Here is a 19,019-nt window from a genome sequence, read left to right as displayed (position 1 = left end):
ATTGTAACGAACTTTTTTCGTTTTTATAATATGTAAATGATTACCAATCTTTTTCAGCCTTCACTTTGATAGCTTTTCCTTTTTTCTCATTGAGTTTGTCCTGCGTTTTCTTTTCGGCATTGTTCATAGCTTGCAGCAAACTCTTTATTTGTTGCGGCGACAACTGATTTGGCTTTGGTTGCTGTTGTTGTTTTTTATCATCTTTCTGATCAGCATTTTCCGTATCGTTTTTATTGTCTTTTTTGTTCTTCTCTTTTTCCTTATCGCCTTCTCCGTCTTTGTCTTTATCGTCTTTTCCGCCTTTATCTTTCTCCTTATCGCCTTCGTCTTTGTTTTTATCCTTATTATCTTTCTTGTCTTCGTTATCCTTTTTGTCTTCGTCTTCCTTCTTTTGGTCTTTCTTGTCTTTGTCTTCTTTATCTTGATCGTCTTTCGGCGGATTTTTCTCTAACATGTCTTTGGCTAAAGCCAGATTGTACCGAGTTTCATCGTCCGTTGGATTGTTTCGAAGTGCATTTTTGTATGCCGCAACCGCTTTTTCGTATTCTTTGTTTTTCATGAAAATATTTCCCATGTTATGATATGCGCTGTGTTTTTCAGCTTTCGTCAACGCAACTTCAGAAGCTTGCTTATACCTTTTAAATGCTTCCGTATAGCTTTCATTTGTATAGTATGCATTTCCTAAATTGTACTTTGCTGCTGCGTTTTCGCCATCTTTTGAGATTGCTTTTCGGTATTCCGCTTCCGCATCCGAAAAACTATTTTCCTTCAATGCCTGATTGGCTTTGTATGTAAACCGATTCGATTCTTGCTTTATCTGCTCCGCTTCTTTGTTTTGCGCAAACGCAATCGAAACTGTACATAGTAATATAAATATGTGTTTTACTTGTTTCATGATTCTTTTTCATTAAATAAATTCAACTTTTGCAACCACGCTGTTTTTCTTTCTAATAGAAATATATCTAACAGTAATAAAAAGATTCCCAACCCAAGAAACCATTGAAATTGGTCTTGGTATTCAGAAAACTTTTTTGCTTCAAATTCTGTTTTGTCCATAGCGTTTAATCGGTTTGTAATAAACTCAACTGCCGCTTCTGTATTTGCTCCATCAATATATTCGCCATTTCCTTCCGATGCAATGTCTTGCAATGTTTTTTCGTTCAGTTTTGTAATGACAACTTCACCTTGTAAATCGCGCTTATATGATTCTGTAATTCCTCTTCTTTTTATTGGAATTGGCCCACCTTTTACGGTTCCAACACCAATTGTATAGGTTTTAATTCCTTCTTTGGTTGCTTCTTCTGCAATTTTTCCTGCACCACCTGTATGATCTTCTCCATCTGAAATAATAACCAATACTCTATTGGTTTGTTCCACATCGTCATAGTATGTTTTTGCCAAACGAATGGCATCATCAATTGCTGTTCCTTGTGAGGAAAGCATGTTTGTGTTTAGGTTTGATAAGAACATTTTTGCCGCTGAAAAATCAGTTGTAATTGGCAATTGTGGCACTGCTCTTCCCGCATACGCGATAATTCCGATACGATCGCTTCCAAGCTTGTTGATAATTTCAGAAACAATACGTTTCGATTTGTCCAATCGGCTTGGTGATATGTCTTCTGCCAACATACTTTTAGATACATCTACGGCAAATACAATATCAACTCCTTCACGTTTTATCGTTTCAAGTTTTGTTCCAATTTTCGGATTTACCAATGCAACCGTTAGTGAAGCTATTGCCAAACACCAAATTGTCAGTTTTAAGATTGGCTTGAAAATAGATTTTTCTGGACTCAATCGTTCTAACAATTGTTTATCGGCAAATTTACGCTGCGCGCTTCGTTTCCAAAGTTGCAGGAGTAGAAATACCAATACCACAATTGGTATGATAATGAGTACGTAAAAATATTTTTTTTCTTCTAGCATGTTATTTCTGCTTCAATTGATTTGCAAAGTTTGTGATGCTTTGCTGTACTTCTTCTGTTATTTTTTTATCTTCAATCCATGTATGAATATGTCCTTTATAATTCATACCTAAATAGTTGGCACTTTCTATAAAAGGCATTTCAAAACCTTGTTTTTTGTTGCAATGCTGTAGCTATGAAATGTGTGTTTCCATTACTTCTAGCACTTGCTACAATGATGATTCCTTTTGTTTCCATATTTAGATAAAACTTCTAAAAATGGTTTTTCTCAATATCATTTCTAACAATAATAAGAGTCCTGCAAATAGTACAAATATTCTATATTTTTCATCATAATTTGTATATCTAAATTCTTCTATTTCTGTTTTTTCGAGCTTGTTGATTTCTTCATAAATCTGTGCCAATTTTTTACTGTTGGTTGCTCTAAAATATTTTCCGCCTGTGGTCGCTGCAATTTGTTTTAGTAACTCTTCATCAATAGTTACTTGCATGTTTCTAAACATTAGAGTTCCATCAGGGTTGATTCTTATAGGAGTTGGCGCCATTCCGTTGGTTCCAATTCCAATCGTATATACTTTTATGCCGTATTCTACTGCCAATTCGGAAGCAATTTGCGGTTCAATAAAACCTGCATTGTTCACTCCGTCTGTCAATAATATAATGACTTTGCTTTTGGTGTCGCTATCTTTTAAACGGTTTACCGCTGTTGCCAATCCCATACCAATGGCAGTTCCACCAACCAATTCACCATATTCGTATTTAATACCTCTTAACGCGGTTTGAATGATGTTTTTATCTGTCGTAATAGGTGTTTTTGTAAAACTTTCTCCTGCATATACCACTAACCCGATACGATCACTTGGTCGTCCATCAATGAATTCTGATGCTACTTCTTTCAATGCTGTTAATCGATTTGGTTTTAAATCTTTCGATAACATACTTGCCGAAACATCAATTGCCATGACAATGTCAATTCCGTTATTGGTTTTGACACGCGTGGATACTTCTTTTATTTGTGGTCGTGCAATAGCAACGATTAATGAAATTATTGCTAGTAAACGCAATCCAAATAGTATTGGTTTCAATTTTGGCAATATACTTGGTGTGGCTTTGAAACCTTGCAAACTTGACATTTTTACAGATGCCATTTGTTTTGGTTTTTTCCATATATACCAAGCAATTGCTAATGGTAATGCCAATAACAACCAAAAGAATTGTGGATGTGCAAAAGTGTAATTTTCTAACATCATTTTTGTTCTTCTATTTGTGTTATTGAGTTGAGGATTCTATCCAATACTTTTTTTCCTTCTTCGTCATTTTCTGCATACATGATACGTAGAATTTGAATACCAATACCTTCTTCAAAAATGTATACTTCATACGCTCTTCTTTGCGATGTTCCTAACGGATTTTGCACATCATTAAATGTTGCTGCTCCATACATTCTGAGACCTTTTATACCACGTGGCGATTCGTATTCGTCCCGTTTTACAACAATTTCAGTTGTTCCTGCTTGTTCGTATTGTTTTAGAATTTGTTCCACAATTTGATCAGCCGTGATATCTATTTGTTTTGTAAATGTCAACGTTTCCAAGTTGATTGCAAGTGGTGCTAAATAGCTTTGATATTGAAATATTTCTGAGTTAACAGGCGATTTTATAGTGTCTGATTTTTGTATTGGACTGACACGTTCTAACACTTGCGGTGTTGCAATGGTAAATCCTGATATACCATATTCACTTGTAACCCAATCGCCATTTATTAAATCGTCCATTGAATGACCGATGTATGTGTTTTCTTTTACATAAGATAATGTTGCATACCCAATTAGTCCTCCAAAAGTGATAATCATAGCAACAATTCCAATGGCTGCATTTCTGAAACGTCTTTTTTTACGCTGTTCTTCTAACAGTCGTAATTTATATTCTTCGTCTTTTCTGAGTTCTTCTTCTGAAATTTCTGGAACCGCTTCTTTGGTTTCCACAACAATGTGTTCTACCAAATTACGATCGGCTTGTACGACAGCATCATCTGGTTTTGATTTTGCAAATTTTACCAAATCGGCAGTTTGCAATACATTTTTTAGATTTTTAATTGTTTCTTCTTTTAAATCTAAATAACCAGCTTGTTTTTGTGCTTCAATTTTACGGATGAGTTCTTCCGTTGTACTTTCCAAGGCATCAATTCGTACTTCTTCTTCTATATATTGACGTACAATATTTGTGAGTTCAGAATAGTAATCTTTGTATTCCGATTTTAGTAATAATGTAGAGTTATCCAATTCGTTTAATTGTAATAAAGCTCTATCGTAAGGTGGAATTTCTTTCTTCTTTTTCTTCTTCTTTTTCGCTTTAAGCTGAAATACAAAATAGTAAAAGTACAATCCAAATATTGCCAAAATTCCTAAAATTCCTAAAAACCATTTCCACCAATTGCTACTTCCTTTTTCAACCGAAACCAATTCTTTAATTTCATACATTTTCTGCTTCAATGTATCTACAGCAACATCTGCCACAGCAATTCGAATTGAATCTGTATAGAATGGTTTTTCGTTGATAAGTATTTTTTGCTTTGGAATGTAATAGTTGCCAGAATCGAACTGCGTGAGTCCGTATTTTCTTGTCAGATTGTATTTGGTATCTTTTTTTAAAGTATCTACTTTATAAGCTTCTAACAATTCTAACGGAAGAAATTCATTTGCTTCTTGCGGAAATACCACACTTGCCGTTGAATCTGCTTCTACTATAATTGAAAGCTTTATTTCTTCTCCAATTTTAAGCTGTGTAGAGTCTACAACTGCTACCACTTTTTGTGCTTGAACAACGAGTGAAAAAAGAACTGCGCACACAAAGAAGCATGTCTTCAATTTTTCAATCGAAAACACCACAGTACATCTTTTTAATTTAGTATTCATCATTCGCTTATCCTCTTCGTTTAAAATATCCTAATAATTTTTTTACGTAACTTTCATCAACACGTGTATTTATAACACCTGCACCACTTTTTGAAAACTGTTCTTTGAAGTTTTTCACTTTTTCTTGATAGAAGTTAGTATAGTTTCTACGAACCGTTTTTGAACCCGTATTTACCAACATACTTTCGCCTGTTTCGCTGTCTTGCATTTGCACAATTCCCAAGTTTGGAATTTCTTCTTCGCGTTTATCGTAAATTCTAATTCCCGTAAGATCATGCTTTTTAGCCGATATTTTCAGTGTTTGTTCGTAATCATCTGATATAAAATCAGACAACATAAAAACAATCGCCTTTTTCTTCATTACACTTGATAAAAATCGTAATGCTTGCGAAATATCAGTTTTTGTACTTTTTGGTGTAAATTCTAACAACTCACGAATAATTCGCAATACATGCGATTTTCCTTTTTTAGGCGGAATAAATAATTCAATTTCATCTGAAAATAGAATCAAACCGACTTTATCATTGTTTTGCATGGCTGAAAATGCCAACGTTGCCGAAATTTCTGTGATCGTTTCGTTTTTGAATTGTGTATTTGTTCCAAATAATTCAGATCCTGAAATATCTACCAGCAACATCATCGTCAGTTCGCGTTCTTCTTCAAACACCTTAATATATGGTTCGTTGTAGCGCGCGGTTACATTCCAATCAATATTCCGAACATCATCACCAAACTGATACTGGCGCACTTCGCTAAACGTCATACCTCTTCCTTTGAAAGTAGAATGATATTCTCCTCCAAAAATATGATCGCTCAAACGGCGCGTTTTAATTTCTATTTTTCGTACTTTTTTAAGTAACTCTTTTGTATCCATTGTTCAGCTTGCTGGACATTTCGCACTTGATGCGAAATCTTTTTTAAGTATCCAATTTAGTTAATTAGTAGATTTCTGTCTTCGCAGGAATGACAAAGTCAACTCATTTACGGTACTTCAATTTCGTTTACAATATCATTGATGATGCCTTCAGAAGTAATATTTTCTGCTTCTGCTTCGTACGTAATTCCAATTCTGTGACGTAAAACGTCATGAACTACCGCACGCACATCTTCAGGAATTACATATCCTCTTCGTTTGATGAATGCATAACATTTTGCAGCGGTTGCCAAGTTAATACTTCCACGTGGCGAAGCTCCAAAACTGATTAATGGTTTTAAGTTTCCTAGTTTGTATTTTTCTGGGTAACGCGTTGCAAAGATGATATCCAAGATGTATTTTTCAATCTTTTCATCCATATACACATCACGAACTGCTTCTTGCGCTCTTAGGATTTGTTCAACAGAAACGACAGCATTTACTTTTTCAAAGCTTCCTTTTAAGTTGGCACGCATAATCAATTGTTCTTCATCCATTTTTGGATAATCAATTACGGTTTTCAACATAAAACGATCCACTTGTGCTTCTGGTAACGGATACGTTCCTTCTTGCTCAACAGGGTTTTGCGTTGCCATTACTAAGAAAGGTTTGTCTAAAGTAAACGTTGTATCACCAATGGTAACTTGCTTTTCCTGCATTGCTTCTAACAATGCCGATTGTACTTTGGCTGGCGCACGGTTGATTTCATCCGCAAGTACGAAATTTGCAAAGATTGGTCCTTTTTTAATAGAAAAATCGTTGTCTTTCATATTATAAATCAACGTTCCTACAACATCTGCCGGAAGTAAATCGGGCGTAAATTGTATTCTACTAAAACTTCCTTGAACAGCTTTACTCAGCGTATTGATAGCCAATGTTTTTGCCAAACCAGGAACACCTTCTAATAAAATATGTCCTTGTCCTAACAAGCCTATCAATAAACGTTCAACCATGTGTCTTTGTCCTACAATTACTTTGTTCATTTCCAACATAAGTAGATCGACAAATGCACTTTCTCTTTCTATTTTTTCATTAATAGCTCTAATATCAATTGTTTCTTCCATTTAGGTACTTTTTTGTGGCGTGAATTTACTAATCACATTTTAACGATGCAAATTGTTAAAATTATTCCTTTATTGCTGTTAATAATTGGTTAAAATATTTAGGATAATTTATATATTGAAGCCTTTAAAACTCAAAACTTAAATTGAAATCTAACGATCTCATTTTTTTGTTGATAACTTAAAAGCGCATGTTTCGCAATAATACGAATTGCATTGCCTTTTTTTAAATCTTTTTTATGGAATTATCAGGATTGGATTATAGCCTTATTTTTGGATTTTTTGCCATTGTTTTAGGAATTGGAATTTATGTGTCTAAAACTTCAGGGAAAAATACGTCTGAATATTTTTTATCAGGACGAAATATGCCGTGGTGGATTTTAGGAGTTTCTATGGTGGCAACTACGTTTTCAACCGACACTCCAAATTTTGTAACGGATATTGTTCGAAAAGATGGTGTTTCGTCCAACTGGATGTGGTGGGCTTTTTTAATTACAGGTTTATTAACCGTTTTTGTCTATGCAAAACTCTGGCGAAAATCAAATGTTTCCACAGATATTGAATTTTATGAATTGCGCTATGGCGGAAAACCCGCCAAATTTCTAAGAGGATTTCGTGCCATGTACTTAGGTGTCATTTTTAATGTATTTGCCATGGCTGGAGTAACGCTAGCCGCGATAAAAATTGGCGGTGTAATGCTCGGTTTGCAACCGTGGGAAACAGTTGTATATGCTGGCGTAATTACAGTAATTTTTAGTGCTATTGGCGGATTTAAAGGTGTTGTGTACACAGATTTTATATTGTTTTTTGTCGCAATGGCTGGTGCAATTGGAGCCGCGTATTACTGTGTTAATCTTCCTGAAGTTGGTGGAATTGAAAACTTAATTACACATGAAAATGTAGCAAATAAACTCAATATTTTTCCAGATTTTAATAATAAAGAAATCCTCATCACACTAATTATAATTCCATTAGCGGTACAATGGTGGAGTTCGTGGTTTCCAGGCGCAGAACCTGGCGGTGGTGGTTATATTGCACAACGAATGTTAGCCGCAAAAGATGAAAACCATGCCATTGGCGCCACATTTTTCTTCAACATTATGCACTATGCGTTACGTCCGTGGCCGTGGATTTTAGTAGCATTGGCTTCGTTGGTAGTTTTTCCAGATTTAGAAAGTATTCGCGAAGCATTTCCTAACATCACCGATGACAAATTAGGACACGATGTTGCCTATTCTGCCATGTTAACAAAATTACCAAGCGGATTGTTAGGCTTGGTCTTAGCTTCGTTAGTTGCGGCATACATGTCAACCATTTCAACACATTTAAATTGGGGATCATCCTATATTGTAAATGATTTTTACAAACAAACCATTAATAAGGAAGCTTCTGAGAGAGAATTGGTGAATGTTGGACGAATTTCTACCGTTATTTTAATGGTGTTAAGTGCATTTTTTGCATTGCGTTTACAAAATGCAAGTCAGCTTTTTGACATCATTATTATGTTTGGTGCCGGAACTGGGTTGATTTTTATTTTACGATGGTTTTGGTGGCGAATTAACGCGTGGAGTGAAATTTCGGCAATGGTATCTTCTGGTATCATTTCTTATTTGTTTAAATTGACTATTGTTGGGAAAATTCTATTCACACATAAAGACGTAAGCGGAATAACTATAGAAGGTTGGATGCCAAGTTATGCGCAGTTTCCACTAGTAGTATTCATTACAACGATTATTTGGCTCACAGTTACCTTCATGACACAACCTGAAACCAACAAAACTTTATTCAATTTTTACAAAAAAATACAACCTGGCGGACCTGGCTGGAACAAAACTATTGCTGATGCCAAAGAAGCTGATGTGGAAATTGTAACCGACACACAACCATGGAATGTTCCTTCAGGTATTTTAGCTATGATCGTTGCCATGATTTTTATTTACAGTATCATGTTTGCGACAGGCTACTGGATTTATGGCGATTACACTTATGCAATAACCTTAACAATAGTTGTCATTGCTTCTGGTTTTATTCTTACACGACTTTGGAAAAAGATTAGAGCAAGTGTTTTTTAAAAATAGTATTTTCATTCCTGCGAAGGCAGGAATTTTTTTGAATATTGGAAGCGCTTCGCTTTTTGGGCTTTCTTAGATTTGCTAAATTGTTAGTTGAAAATTCGTCAAGCTGAACTTGATTCAGCTTCTCATAGCAGTAAGTGTTGAATCGTATGGAATTCCGAGTCAAGTTCGGAATGACTCAGAATACCAAAATCAAGAAAAAATAATCGTGAATTCGTGGCAAAAAAAAGTACAGTCTAAACTTCTACTCCGCTCAGTTTTCTTCTTAAAGAAATTCGTATTTTTACCATAAAATAACAACACTTTGAAATCAAATTATTCAAGAATTATAGCAGGCACCATGACTTGGGGACGTTGGGGAAAACAATTGTCAACTTCACAAATGGTTGATTTAATGCATCATTGCAGAAATATAGGAGTTACCACGTTTGATCATGCTGATATTTATGGTGGTTATACAACCGAAGCTGATTTCGGAAACGCGTTCGTACAAAGCAAAATTGATCGCGAAAGCATCGAAATTATTTCAAAATGCGGTATTCAATACCAAGCGGAAACACGTCAAAACACCATTAAACATTATGATTATGCAGCGGATTATATTATTTGGTCTGCCGAAACATCATTACAACATTTACAAACGGAGTATTTAGATTTGTTATTGCTACACAGACCAAGTCCGTTGATGCATCCTGACGAAATTGCCAAAGCAGTTGAGCAACTGAAAACACAAGGGAAAATTAAGGAGTTTGGTGTGTCTAACTTTACGCCTTCGCAAATGACGATGGTAAATACTAAAAATACAATTACAACGAATCAGATTCAGTTTTCATTGACAGATTTTGATGCCATGCATGATGGAACTCTTGATTATATGATCACAAATTCTATCATTCCAATGGCTTGGCAACCGCTAGGAAGTGTGTTTAGAGAACAAAATGAACAAACGGAAAGAATTCACAAGGTTTTAGACAATTTAACAGAAAAATATAACGCTACGAAAGATCAATTGGTCTTAGCTTGGATTTTAAAACATCCTTCAGGAATTCATCCTGTGATTGGGACAACAACGCCCCAACGTATTACGAATGCTGCGAAAGCAACAGTTATTGACTTATCACTGGAAGATTGGTTTACCTTATTGGTGGAAAGTCAAGGACATAAAGTTCCGTAGGTTTGCAGTAGAGAGCTATTAGTATTGAGATGTTAGAATTGAGAATAGATTTTTGAGTTTTAAAATAGTATTTGTTTAACTTAAATAGATTCCCACTTTCGTGGGAAATAAATATGAAAAAAACAGCTTTTATAACAGGTGCAACAAGCGGAATTGGTCGTGAGATTGCACGCGAATTTGCAAAACATAATATACGTTTGATTCTTTGTGGACGCCGACAAGAACGTTTGAACGAATTACAAGCGGAATTAAGTTTGCATACGGAAGTTCACACCTTAAATTTTGATGTGCGCGATAAAGAAAACGTTGCAAAAGCAGTGGAATCCTTGCCAGAAAATTTCAAAACGATTGATATTTTGATCAATAATGCAGGAAATGCACATGGTTTAGATCCAATTCAGAGTGGAAATTTGGACGATTGGGACGCCATGTTAGACATTAATGTAAAAGGACTTTTATATGTAAGCAATGCCATTATTCCACAAATGGTGGAACGAAAAAATGGTCATATTTTAAATATTGGTTCTACGGCTGGAAAGGAAGTATATCCAAACGGAAATGTGTATTGTGCTAGTAAACACGCGGTCGATGCACTGAATCAAGGAATGCGAATTGACTTAAATGCACACGGAATTCGCGTCGGCGCAATTAATCCTGGATTGGTAGAAACAGAGTTTAGCGATGTTCGTTTTAAAGGCGACGAAGACAGAGCTGAGAAGGTATATCAAGGATATCAACCCTTGAAACCACAAGATATTGCCGAAATTGCCTATTTTATTGTATCACGCCCTGCGCATGTAAATGTTGCCGATTTGATGGTGATGTGTACGGCACAAGCTTCGAGTACGATTGTAAAGAAATCATAAATAAAATAAAAAAGCTTCTCAAATTTTGAGAAGCTTTGTATATCTTTCACTTAATTACGTTTCTATAAAAGAAAGAGGCTTTATTAAGCATTACTAGACAAAAATAGTGAATTTATCTGTCATGACAAAATATATTAAGATTTGGAATATTTAAAATTAGAGAGATTTTAAATGTCAATAATTTATAATTAGGTTTTAAAAATCATAATGCACAACAGACTCTATACTTCTTGGAGAAATCTTTTATCTACATATACCGATGATACTTTATTTATAGAATATCATTGGGAAGAAATTAGAGATACGTATAGTGAACAAAAACGTCAGTATCACAACTTGAATCATATTAGTCATATGTTACATTTTGCGGAGAACGATCAAGCTGATTTGGTAGATTATGATATGCTACAATTTGCCATTTGGTATCATGATATTGTATACAAAGCAACCAAAAGTAACAACGAGTTGAAAAGTGCAAAATTTGCCGAAAAACAACTAAAATGTCTTCAAATTGATCCAAAACGCATAGAAAATTGCGCAAATTTGATCATTTCCACCAAAAAACATGAAATCTTAAATACTCAAAATCAAGATAATGCCTATCTTTTGGACTTCGATTTGGCAATTTTAGGAACAACTTGGGAAACGTATGAAGCATACACGCAAAAAATTCGCAAGGAATATTCCATGTTTCCAAATTTCATGTATAAAAAAGGAAGAAAGAAAGTATTGCAGCATTTTCTAGAACGTCCACGAATTTATTACACTGAAAAATACCACGATTTGTGGGAAACAAACGCTAGAAAAAACATTCAAAGAGAACTCACAATATTATGATCAATAAACGCCTTTTGATTAAAAATTTACTCGCTCACAACGACGAGAATAGTTTTTACGATAAAAAGCGAAAGTTGAATATTGGCGAAAAAGAAGGAAAAGCAAAGTTTCTAAAACACATTTGCGCACTTTCTAACAGCAACCCGAAAAACAACTCGTTTATCGTAATTGGCGTGGAAGATGAAGAAAATCAAATTGTTGGTGTTGATTTTTTTGACGATAGCAAAATTCAAAATTTGGTCAATGCCTATTTGGCAAATCCGCCGATTGTTCAGTATGAAAACATCTATTTTCCGCATTTACCAAAAGGCAAAGTAGTTGGTTTGGTCACCATTCGGTCAAATGCTAAAATTACGTCGCTTCGCAAGAACATTTGGAAGTATTATGGCGGTTCTATTTTTATGCGTGATGGCAGTATTTCCATGCCAAAAACATTTGATATTGAGATTAAAGATGTGAATTCAGAACTAGTGCAAACCATAGAAAAAAGTGCACGAAACAACATAAAATTGACATTAGATAGCGTGATTAATTTTATTACGAATGAACACAAAAATTTAGAAACACATTACCAAGTGTTTAAGGAACAATTTGTGGTGTGTTGGGCAGGAATTAAGCAAAAAAAGAAAGACAAAGTTTTTTATTCTAGAGTTGATATTGAAATGATTAACGAGCAAGTAAAGTTGTTTTATTCTGCGTTGGATCAGGTTGAAATTACCTATACTGATGATGAATTTACCATTATTGAATATGTTCCGTTAGGATTGCAAGACACCTACAAGTATTATCCGTTGGAAAAAAAGACGATTACATTTCAGCCAAACGGAATGTATGTAATTGATAGCAAGTTGATTTTTGAAGCGCCACAATTTGACAAAAAAACCTTGCATCATATTTACAATAGTAATAATGTAATTCTTGAAAAACTGAGCAAAAAAATTCCGATCAACCAAAGTGAAGATCACGATTTACGAAATCTTCCAGCAACCTATATGATTTGTTATTTGAATGGTTTTCACGAAGCGAAAGAAAAATTAGATTCGGCTAAACCATACTTAAAAAACTATGATAAAGATATTTATGAATTGTACAAAGCCACCATTCGAATTTTGCGGAAAATAAAGTATAGTTAATTAAGCTGTGTTTTCTCAATGTTATGTTTCTGTAAACATGAATAATCCATCAATTTTTATACTATTTTAGACCAAAATTTAAATCAATGAGAACACTTGCTATTGGAGATATTCACGGAGGATTTAAAGCATTAGTACAAGTGCTAAAACGCGCTAATGTTACGACTTCAGATACGCTTATTTTTATGGGCGATTATGTTGATGGCTGGAGCGAATCTGCAGAATTGGTAGAATTCTTAATCGATTTAAACACAAAACAAAACTGTATTTTCATTCGTGGAAATCATGATGTTTGGTGTCATGAATGGCTCATGGACGGACACATTAATGATGCATGGTATCGTCATGGTGGAAAAGAAACCATTGAAAGTTACGAGCGTATTTCCTTTGATAAAGAACAACATATTGAATTCTATGATAATTTAGAAAACTACAGCTTAGATGCTAAAAATCGATTGTTTTTACATGCAGGTTTTACGTCCATGTTAGGTGTGGAAAAAGAATTTTATCCAAAGAATTTTTATTTTGATAGAACACTGATAGAAACCGCCGTTTTGGTAGAAGAAATTGGGCTTGAAAACATTAAAAAAGAACAACACGGACCAAGAAGATTGTCATTGTACACTGAAATTTACATCGGTCATACACCAACGATTCGCTACGGAACTTCAACACCTATGAAAGCTCATAATTTGTGGGATATTGATACAGGTGCCGCTTTTACAGGAAAACTATCTATTTTAGATGTAGATACGAAAGAATTTTGGCAAAGTGATCCGCTTCCTGAGTTGTACCCTAATGAAACTGGTCGTAATAAATAATAGCTATTTTACTAAGTAATAGAAAACTATTGACCGCTAAAGGTGTTAATTCTTTAAAATCCTCGCTTAAAGTAGATATTTAGTGGTACTTTTGTCAAATTATTAAACAACCATCATGTCAATAAAAAATATACGTTTAGAAGTCATGCAAACGATCGAAAAAGAAATCGATGGTTACATGGATAAATATCTAATTCCGCCCGAAAAAATATGGCAACCCACAGATTTTTTGCCAAATTCTCAAGAAGATACATTTTTTGATGAAGTGCATCAAATTAGAGAAGAAGCAAAAGAGCTAGGATACGACTTTTGGGTTGTATTAGTTGGAGATACTATTACGGAAGAAGCATTGCCAACCTACGAATCGTGGTTAATGGATGTTGAAGGAATCAATCAACATGGAGAAAATGGCAGAGACAATGGTTGGGCAAAATGGATTCGTCATTGGACAGGAGAAGAAAATCGTCATGGAGATGTGTTGAGTAAATATTTATACTTATCTGGTCGTGTAAACATGCGTGAAGTAGAAATTACCACACAGCATTTAATTAACGACGGATTTGATATTGGAACAGCAAATGATCCTTATAGAAACTTTGTATACACAAGTTTTCAAGAGTTAGCAACCAATGTTTCTCATAAAAGAGTTGGGCAGTTAGCTAAAAAACAAGGAAATGTGTTGCTTGGAAAAATGTGTAATATTATTGCAGGTGACGAAATGAGACACCATTTGGCATATAGAGAGTTTGTGAAAACAATTTTCAATTATGATCCAAGTGAAATGATGTTGGCTTTTGAAGATATGATGCGTAAAAAAATCGTCATGCCAGCACAATTTGTGCGTGAATCTGGAGAAACTATCGGAACAGCATTTGAAAACTTTTCCAATGCTGCACAACGTTTAGGTGTATACACAACGCATGATTATGTTGATATTTTAAGAAAGCTGAATGTTTATTGGGAAATTGATAAATTAACCGAATTAACAGATAGAGCTAAAAAAGCGAGAGATTACGTAATGAAATTACCAGATCGTATGGCGCGTATTGCTGATCGTGTTGCAATTCCTGAAGATATTACAAAATTTAAATGGGTAGAAGCAAACGGAATGCTTTAATTTAGAACGCTGCGCTGTTAGATCGCTTTGCTGTTAGAGCGGCTTCGCCTTTTAGACCGCTACGCTTTTAGATTCTTTACTCAAACTCGAAATGTTTTGAACTAACGAATCTAGCATCAAGTTAAGCTTGATTCAGTTTCACAGAAAATAGCATGCAAAACATATGAGATTCCGAATCAAGTTCGGAATGACGAATATTTCAACAGTATAGTAATTTGAAAATGTAATAATAACTTTAGATTGAAAAAGTATACATTGTAAATCAAAGCGTCATTTCGAATAAAATTCTGAAAGAATTTAGTATCTAGAAATACTAGAAAGCTCAAGATTTCAACCTTTCAATAAAAAACATAAAAAAATCCGCTTCGTTTGAAGCGGATTTTTTCTATATATATTTCTTATCGTAAACTACAAATCAAACTTAATTCCTTGCGCTAATGGCAATTCAGTTGTGTAGTTGATGGTATTTGTTTGTCTACGCATGTACACTTTCCAAGCATCAGATCCAGACTCACGTCCGCCACCTGTATCTTTTTCTCCACCGAAAGCACCACCGATTTCTGCTCCAGAAGTTCCAATGTTTACGTTTGCAATTCCACAATCAGATCCTTGTACAGATAAGAAATGTTCTGCTTCACGTAAGTTGTTAGTCATTATTGCAGAAGACAATCCTTGTGCAACTCCGTTTTGTGCATCTAACGCATTTGTTACATCACCCGAATATTTTAATAAGTATAATACGGGCGCAAATGTTTCGTGCTGTACAATTTCAAATGAATTGTCTGCTTCTGCAATTGCAGGTTTTACATAACAACCACTTTCATAACCTTCTCCAGATAAAACACCACCTTCAACAACAATGTTTCCACCTTCAGCAACTACTTTTTCTAAAGCCGCTTGGTATCCTTTTACAGCATCTTTATCGATCACTGGTCCAACATGGTTGTTTTCGTCTAATGGATTTCCGATACGCAATTGTCCGTACGCGGCAACTACTGCATCTTTTACTTTATCATAAATAGAATCGTGGATAATTAATCTACGAGTGGATGTACAACGTTGTCCGGCTGTTCCAACGGCTCCAAAAACGGCTCCAATTACGGTCATTTTTATATCTGCATCAGGTGTTACAATGATGGCATTGTTTCCTCCTAATTCCAATAAAGATTTTCCTAAACGTCCTGCAACTTCTTTGGCAACAATTTTCCCCATACGTGTTGATCCTGTAGCCGAAACTAATGGAATACGTGTGTCTTTAGAAAGGTATTCTCCAACTTTATAATCACCATTTATTAAACAGCAAATTCCTTCTGGCAAGTTATTTTCGGCAAAAACCTCAGCGGCAATATTTTGACACGCTACACCACACATTGGTGTTTTTTCAGATGGTTTCCACACACAAACATCACCACAAATCCAAGCTAATGCTGTATTCCAAGCCCAAACCGCCACTGGAAAGTTAAATGCAGAAATAATTCCTACAACTCCAAGTGGATGATATTGCTCATACATTCTGTGTCCAGGACGCTCCGAATGCATTGTTAATCCGTGAAGCTGACGTGATAATCCAACTGCGAAATCACAGATATCAATCATTTCTTGAACTTCTCCTAAACCTTCTTGGTATGATTTCCCCATTTCATACGAAACCAATTTTCCTAAAGCTTCTTTTTTCTCTCTTAATTTTTCTCCAAACTGACGCACAATTTCTCCACGTTGTGGCGCTGGCATTGTTCTCCACGTTTTAAAAGCTGAAGTAGCAGCTTCCATCACTTTTTCGTAGTCTTCTTTTGTTGAAGATTTTACTTTTCCGATCAATTTTCCATCTACTGGAGAATATGATTCAATCAATTCTCCATTTGAAAAATTAGTTGAACCTGTTGATGTTCCTTCGTTGATATCTTTTAAGCCTAGCGTTGCTAAAGCTTCTTTGATTCCAAAATCAGTAGTTACTGCTCCCATTTATTTATAACTTTTTTTGATTCTTTTGTTAAATTTTTGCGAAGATAGCACAATTCTAGCAATCTTCATCTTTGATAATTTTGTTTCTTATTTCAATTCTAAAATACTATAATAATAATGTGCACGAAGGTATTTTTGATTCCTAGTACTATCAATCATATAACTTTTTCGCTCTTTGTGTAAACGCAATCCGGTTTTTGTTTCCTGCGCTATATTTTTTAATTGGCTGTATGTTGCTCCATGTTTGACTACGTTTTCTTTTAATATAAATGTTTTGACATCAAAATAATACCACCAAACCGTTTCACTTTCAGGATACGTAGCTTTTATTTTATATGCCTCATTTCCATCATCTAACGTAACTTTTCCTTCTAATTTTAAGGAAACATCATCCGCTAACAATTTATACGGTTGCCATAATACATATTGCGCACCCAGAATTTCTTTGTGAGCAACGTTTACTTTTTCATCATCAGTTACTTGAAAACCATTAATAAATACAAAAGTTTGTTCACCATCAAAGACAATTCGTTTTTCTTCATCATCTATTTTCCATATTGCTTTTGAGGTAAATTTAGGTTGTAATGTATTGTAGAATTTTTGCTTTTTTTCAAGTTCTATTTTTCCAAAACGATCATACAGCGTAGTTGTTTTTTCGTAAATTAGAATTTTATACGTTTCCCATTGCGCTTTTCCACCATGTGCTTCTTCCAACGATTTTTTAACAATAGCTTCCGCTGATAGTTTTGGTTCGCATGAAAATGAAAAAATTCCTAAAACGATTATTAAAAAAACAATGTTACTCTTCATCTGCGGTAAATCGCTTATCAACTGGCATAACGTGTCCACAATTGTCGCAAGTAAGTAATTCTTTAGAAGCATAGAAATCTTTAAAATGTCCTAAAAAATCTTTTTCAACATCTAACAACGGAAACTTTACTTCATGTAATTTATGATTGCAATTGTCACAATACCATTGCAAACCATCCATAAAATTGGTTCCTTTTCGCTTTCGCTCGATGACAAGTCCGATAGAATTCTCAAAACGAACTGGTGAATGTGGCACATTTGCTGGATGCAAATACATATCGCCAGGCCCAAGTTTCATGGTTTTTTTCTGACCATCTTCTTGAATATGTACTTCTATATTTCCTTCTAACTGATAAAACAATTCTTCAGTTTCATTGTAATGATAATCTTTTCGAGCGTTTGGCCCGCCCACAATCATTACAATATAATCACCCGCTTCTTTGTATAAGTTTTTATTGGCTACAGGTGGTTTTAATAAGTCTCTATTTTCTTCAATCCATTGATTGAGATTAAACGGTTTTTGTATTCCCATTATCCTTAGAATTTTAGATTTTAAAATTACGGATTTTTTAGTGATCCTTTATCATTTTCATACAGATAGTACAGTAATTGACTGACGTACAAGTGTTAAGTAAGGTGAAACCGTACTTTACTCACTGTATTATTCTATATCTTTTTTTTGTTAACCAAAATATTTAAATCATGAAAAAAAAGAAATTTAGTAAAAAACTCGATTTAGGAAAGAAACAAATCTCAAATCTAGGAAATGTAAAAGGTGGTTTGGCGCTGTCGCATCACACTTGTTTTTGTGAAACAGAGAATATATTCAACTGTACATGGATAAGTGAATTGCGCACGCAATGTGAATGTGTTCCAACACAAAATATTAATTGTCCTTCTTGGGGAATTATTTGCCCAGTGCCATCAAAAGATGTTTGTGACGCTTAAATTAAATAGTCATGAAAAAAAAGAAAATTAGCAAGAAGTTATCTTTAATGAGAGCGAAAGTTTCAAAACTTTCGACTATTAATGGAGGCCTAATCCCTATAAGATACAAAACAAATGACACTAGATGTTTTAGTAGAGTAGATACTTGTTTGTGTATGACTGAACTAGTATGTAATTCTTCACAAACAGCTTGTCCTGTGTAAATAAAATTAAAAGTAAACGATCATGAAAAAAAAGAAACTCAAAGCTTTATCGCTTAAAAAAGCATCAATTTCTAGTTTGAATGGTGGTGAGATTGCACTACCTAATACTACAATTACAATACCTATTCCAGTAACTCGCATTGCATATCAATGTTATATAACTTGGAATGTATATCAATGTACCGGGACTGGCCCGAGTGAATTATTAACAGCATGTGACTGCTTAACCAGATGGGAAAACACTTGTAATTTTGACTAGC

General features: G+C 34.6%; 19 protein-coding genes. 9 read left to right on the top strand and 10 right to left on the bottom strand.

Features of this window, described 5'->3' with window-relative positions:
• Nucleotides 1-40: 40 nt before the first annotated feature.
• The 7 genes from ACQ654_RS15110 to ACQ654_RS15080 all read right to left on the bottom strand — a co-directional run bounded on the left by ACQ654_RS15110 (nucleotide 41) and on the right by ACQ654_RS15080 (nucleotide 6,816).
• Nucleotides 41-895 carry a tetratricopeptide repeat protein gene (locus ACQ654_RS15110; protein ID WP_430411176.1) on the bottom strand — a complete coding sequence of 285 codons (855 nt, stop codon included), beginning with the start codon at nucleotides 893-895 and terminating at the stop codon, nucleotides 41-43.
• Entirely contained in the window at nucleotides 892-1,926 is a 1,035-nt protein-coding gene (locus ACQ654_RS15105) for a VWA domain-containing protein (RefSeq protein WP_430411175.1), read from the bottom strand. The genes ACQ654_RS15110 and ACQ654_RS15105 overlap by 4 nt, the downstream gene beginning before the upstream one ends.
• A gap of 1 nt (nucleotide 1,927) precedes the next feature.
• On the bottom strand, nucleotides 1,928-2,065 hold the full coding sequence (locus ACQ654_RS15100; RefSeq protein WP_430411174.1) for a hypothetical protein: 138 nt from the start codon (nucleotides 2,063-2,065) through the stop codon (nucleotides 1,928-1,930).
• A gap of 99 nt (nucleotides 2,066-2,164) precedes the next feature.
• Nucleotides 2,165-3,172, bottom strand: a complete 1,008-nt coding sequence (locus ACQ654_RS15095; RefSeq protein WP_430413030.1) for a vWA domain-containing protein — start codon at nucleotides 3,170-3,172, stop codon at nucleotides 2,165-2,167.
• Nucleotides 3,172-4,773 (bottom strand): hypothetical protein, encoded by a 1,602-nt coding sequence (locus ACQ654_RS15090; protein ID WP_430411173.1) that lies wholly within the window; start codon nucleotides 4,771-4,773, stop codon nucleotides 3,172-3,174. Before ACQ654_RS15090 ends, ACQ654_RS15095 begins: the two co-directional genes overlap by 1 nt.
• A gap of 73 nt (nucleotides 4,774-4,846) precedes the next feature.
• On the bottom strand, nucleotides 4,847-5,713 hold the full coding sequence (locus ACQ654_RS15085) for a DUF58 domain-containing protein (RefSeq protein WP_430411172.1): 867 nt from the start codon (nucleotides 5,711-5,713) through the stop codon (nucleotides 4,847-4,849).
• Nucleotides 5,714-5,820: 107 nt separating this feature from the next.
• Nucleotides 5,821-6,816, bottom strand: coding sequence for an AAA family ATPase (locus ACQ654_RS15080; RefSeq protein ID WP_430411171.1), 996 nt, complete (start codon nucleotides 6,814-6,816; stop codon nucleotides 5,821-5,823).
• Between the two features lie 236 nt (nucleotides 6,817-7,052).
• On the opposite strand from ACQ654_RS15080, the gene ACQ654_RS15075 reads away from it, so the two are divergent.
• The 7 genes from ACQ654_RS15075 to ACQ654_RS15045 all read left to right on the top strand — a co-directional run bounded on the left by ACQ654_RS15075 (nucleotide 7,053) and on the right by ACQ654_RS15045 (nucleotide 14,836).
• Nucleotides 7,053-8,885 carry a sodium:solute symporter family protein gene (locus tag ACQ654_RS15075; protein WP_430411170.1) on the top strand — a complete coding sequence of 611 codons (1,833 nt, stop codon included), beginning with the start codon at nucleotides 7,053-7,055 and terminating at the stop codon, nucleotides 8,883-8,885.
• Between the two features lie 307 nt (nucleotides 8,886-9,192).
• Entirely contained in the window at nucleotides 9,193-10,062 is an 870-nt protein-coding gene (locus ACQ654_RS15070) for an aldo/keto reductase (RefSeq protein ID WP_430411169.1), read from the top strand.
• Between the two features lie 113 nt (nucleotides 10,063-10,175).
• Nucleotides 10,176-10,928, top strand: coding sequence for an SDR family NAD(P)-dependent oxidoreductase (locus ACQ654_RS15065; protein ID WP_430411168.1), 753 nt, complete (start codon nucleotides 10,176-10,178; stop codon nucleotides 10,926-10,928).
• A gap of 207 nt (nucleotides 10,929-11,135) precedes the next feature.
• On the top strand, nucleotides 11,136-11,765 hold the full coding sequence (locus ACQ654_RS15060) for an HD domain-containing protein (RefSeq protein WP_430411167.1): 630 nt from the start codon (nucleotides 11,136-11,138) through the stop codon (nucleotides 11,763-11,765).
• Nucleotides 11,762-12,898 carry an ATP-binding protein gene (locus tag ACQ654_RS15055; RefSeq protein ID WP_430411166.1) on the top strand — a complete coding sequence of 379 codons (1,137 nt, stop codon included), beginning with the start codon at nucleotides 11,762-11,764 and terminating at the stop codon, nucleotides 12,896-12,898. Before ACQ654_RS15060 ends, ACQ654_RS15055 begins: the two co-directional genes overlap by 4 nt.
• 86 nt (nucleotides 12,899-12,984) lie before the next feature.
• Entirely contained in the window at nucleotides 12,985-13,719 is a 735-nt protein-coding gene (locus ACQ654_RS15050; protein WP_430411165.1) for a metallophosphoesterase, read from the top strand.
• 115 nt (nucleotides 13,720-13,834) lie between these two features.
• Complete coding sequence (locus tag ACQ654_RS15045; protein WP_430411164.1) at nucleotides 13,835-14,836, top strand: acyl-ACP desaturase; 1,002 nt, start codon at nucleotides 13,835-13,837, stop codon at nucleotides 14,834-14,836.
• A 408-nt stretch (nucleotides 14,837-15,244) separates the two neighbouring features.
• Here the strand turns inward: ACQ654_RS15045 and amaB are convergent, their stop codons facing one another.
• The 3 genes from amaB to ACQ654_RS15030 all read right to left on the bottom strand — a co-directional run bounded on the left by amaB (nucleotide 15,245) and on the right by ACQ654_RS15030 (nucleotide 18,140).
• Complete coding sequence (gene amaB, locus ACQ654_RS15040; RefSeq protein WP_430411163.1) at nucleotides 15,245-16,798, bottom strand: L-piperidine-6-carboxylate dehydrogenase; 1,554 nt, start codon at nucleotides 16,796-16,798, stop codon at nucleotides 15,245-15,247.
• An 87-nt stretch (nucleotides 16,799-16,885) separates the two neighbouring features.
• Complete coding sequence (locus ACQ654_RS15035; protein ID WP_430411162.1) at nucleotides 16,886-17,608, bottom strand: hypothetical protein; 723 nt, start codon at nucleotides 17,606-17,608, stop codon at nucleotides 16,886-16,888.
• Nucleotides 17,598-18,140 (bottom strand): 3-hydroxyanthranilate 3,4-dioxygenase, encoded by a 543-nt coding sequence (locus ACQ654_RS15030; RefSeq protein ID WP_430411161.1) that lies wholly within the window; start codon nucleotides 18,138-18,140, stop codon nucleotides 17,598-17,600. The genes ACQ654_RS15035 and ACQ654_RS15030 overlap by 11 nt, the downstream gene beginning before the upstream one ends.
• 170 nt (nucleotides 18,141-18,310) lie before the next feature.
• On the opposite strand from ACQ654_RS15030, the gene ACQ654_RS15025 reads away from it, so the two are divergent.
• Together ACQ654_RS15025 and ACQ654_RS15020 are read left to right on the top strand one after the other, a co-directional pair.
• Nucleotides 18,311-18,556: a hypothetical protein gene (locus ACQ654_RS15025; RefSeq protein ID WP_430411160.1), complete on the top strand. Its 246-nt coding sequence runs from the start codon at nucleotides 18,311-18,313 to the stop codon at nucleotides 18,554-18,556.
• Between the two features lie 225 nt (nucleotides 18,557-18,781).
• Complete coding sequence (locus ACQ654_RS15020; RefSeq protein ID WP_430411159.1) at nucleotides 18,782-19,018, top strand: hypothetical protein; 237 nt, start codon at nucleotides 18,782-18,784, stop codon at nucleotides 19,016-19,018.
• Nucleotide 19,019: the final 1 nt, after the last annotated feature.

The organism is Kordia sp. (assembly GCF_965283645.1).
GTDB lineage: Bacteria > Bacteroidota > Bacteroidia > Flavobacteriales > Flavobacteriaceae > Kordia.
This window is presented reverse-complemented; position numbering and strand designations above follow the sequence as displayed.